The sequence below is a fragment of the Methylobacter sp. BlB1 genome, from assembly GCF_015476545.1.
Lineage (GTDB): Bacteria > Pseudomonadota > Gammaproteobacteria > Methylococcales > Methylomonadaceae > Methylobacter.
Genome location: NZ_JADMKV010000151.1, coordinates 1 through 1777, shown reverse-complemented (window position 1 = coordinate 1777; position 1777 = coordinate 1). Strand labels below are relative to the sequence as shown.

The 1777-nt window shown below is 68.7% G+C and carries 1 protein-coding gene; it reads left to right on the top strand.

The genetic code is table 11. The features are described from left to right. A partial coding sequence (locus IT781_RS21735; RefSeq protein ID WP_194972261.1) for an RHS domain-containing protein occupies positions 1–1777 on the top strand: 1777 nt, incomplete at both ends.

Below are 1777 nucleotides of genomic sequence, written 5' to 3'. Positions count from 1 at the left end.
GGCCGGCTGACCGCCGTGACCGACCCGCTCGGCCATACGACGCAGCTAGCCTACAGCGAAACGGGCCAGCTGACCGGCCTGACCGATCCCCTGGGCCAGACCTGGCGCCGCGGCTACGACGACCAGGGCCGCTTGATCCAAACCGAGGACCCGCAAGGCGGCGTCACGCGCATCGCCTACACCGACCAGGGCCTGCCGGCGCAGATCGCCAACGCCCTAGGCCAGACCCGCACCCTGCTCTGGGACGGGCAGGCGCGCCTGGTCGGCGAGATCGGCTTCGACGGCAGCCGCCGGCATTACCGCTACGACGGTGAAGACCGCCTCATCGCCGCCCAGCACCACCAGCAGGTCAGCCAGTACCGGTACGATGCTGCCGGCCGCATCATTGCCGTCAAAGCCTCCGACGGCGCCGTGGTCAAGCTGGAATACAACGAGGCCGGCCTGTTGACCCGCTACACCGACGCGGCCGGGCGCAGCACCGAGTACCGCTACGGCGACGGCCTGTCACAGCTCACCGAGCGCATCGACCCGGCCGGCCAGGTATTGCGCTATCACTACGACAGCGAGCGCAACCTGACCGGGCTGAGCAACGCCAAAGGCGAGCATTACCAGCTCAACTACGACAAGGACGAAAATCTCATCGAAGAGATCGGCTTCGACGGCCGCGTCCAGCGCTACCACTACGACGCCGCCGGCCAACTGGACCTGTACGCCCAGCGCGGCGAGCAGGCCTGGCAGGTCACGCGCTTTCAGCGCGACCCGCTCGGGCGATTGCTGAAAAAGACCGGCGGGGACGGCGCCGTCAGCGAATTCGCCTATGATCCGCTCGGTCGCCTGAGCCGCGCCCGCAACAGCCACGCGCAACTGCAGTTCCAGTACAACGCGCTCGGCCAGGTCGTCAGCGAAAGCCAGAACGACGCCGCGGTCACGCACGCATACGACGCCCTGGGCCGGCGCACGGCGACCGTCACGCCCACGGGCCAGCGTATCAATTACGCGTACACCGCCCAAGGCCGCCTGCACACGGTCAGCCTGGACGGCGAAATCCTCAGCCGGCACCAGTTCGACGAGCAAGGCCTGGAAACCGCCCGCCAGCAGGGCCAGCTGGTCAGCCGCTACGCCTACGATCCGCTGGGCCGACTGACCCAACACCAGGCCGGCCGGCGCGATAAAGCTGCCGTACTCGGCCGGCGCTACGGCTACGACGCCGCCGGCCAGCTCGCGGCCGTCGACGACCTGCGCCAGGGCGCCAGCCGCTATCTGTACGATCCGGCCGACCGGCTGCTCGAAGTCGACGGCCTGACGCCGGAACGTTTCGTGCACGACCCGGCCGGCAACCTGATCGGCGTCAATCAGGACAGCGGCGGCTTGGTCCAAGGCGACCGCCTGATGCTGCTGGGCGACCGGCATTTCAGTTATGACGCGGCCGGCAACCTGACCGAAGAACGGCGCGGCAAGCAGGGCCGGCTCGTCACGCGCTACGCCTACGACAGCGATAATCGGCTGATCCGCGCCGAAACGCCGCACGGCGTCAGCCAGTACCGCTACGATCCGCTGGGCCGGCGTACCACCAAACAGACGCCCGACGGCGAAACGCGCTTCATTTATGACGGCGCGCGGCTGCTGCAGGAGACCCGGGCGGCGCGGCAGCGCACCTATCTGTTCGAGCCCGGCAGCTTCCGGCCGCTGGCCTGCATCGACCGGCAGGGCGCGGCCTCACAGGTCTATTACTACCACCTGGATCACCTCGGCACGCCGCGCGAGCTGACCGATGCGG